The organism is Pauljensenia sp. UMB6358 (assembly GCF_030216865.1).
In the GTDB taxonomy this organism is placed as follows: Bacteria; Actinomycetota; Actinomycetes; order Actinomycetales; family Actinomycetaceae; genus Pauljensenia; species Pauljensenia turicensis_A.
In genome coordinates this window covers 1-301 of sequence record NZ_JASOMS010000112.1, presented here as the reverse complement: position 1 = coordinate 301, position 301 = coordinate 1, and the positions used below count along the sequence as shown (strand labels likewise).

The following is a 301-nucleotide window of genomic DNA, read 5'->3' as shown; positions in this document are numbered from 1 at the left end:
ACGTGTGATGCGGGAAGACGTCCGTCTGATTCCAAGAAATCTTCTGCGTGAGGAACCATTTTGCCCCACCCAATTTAGCTATTTGTGGCAATGCCGCAGAGTAGCCAAAGGAGTCAGGAAGCCAGACCCCCTGGCACCGTTTGCCAAGCTTATTTTGGAAATACTGCTGGCCATACAGCATTTGCCGACACATCGATTCCCCACAGGGCTGAACAGCATCAGGTTCCACCCACATTCCGCCTACCGGGACGATGCGGCCCTTCTTAGTCCATTGAACCACTCGCTCAAACAGCTGCGGGTA

The 301-nt window shown here is 53.5% G+C and carries 1 protein-coding gene; it reads right to left on the bottom strand.

The annotated features are described in order from the left end of the window. A partial coding sequence (locus QP381_RS08825) for a hypothetical protein (protein WP_285068603.1) occupies window positions 1-280 on the bottom strand: 280 nt, incomplete at its 3' end. Window positions 281-301: the final 21 nt, after the last annotated feature.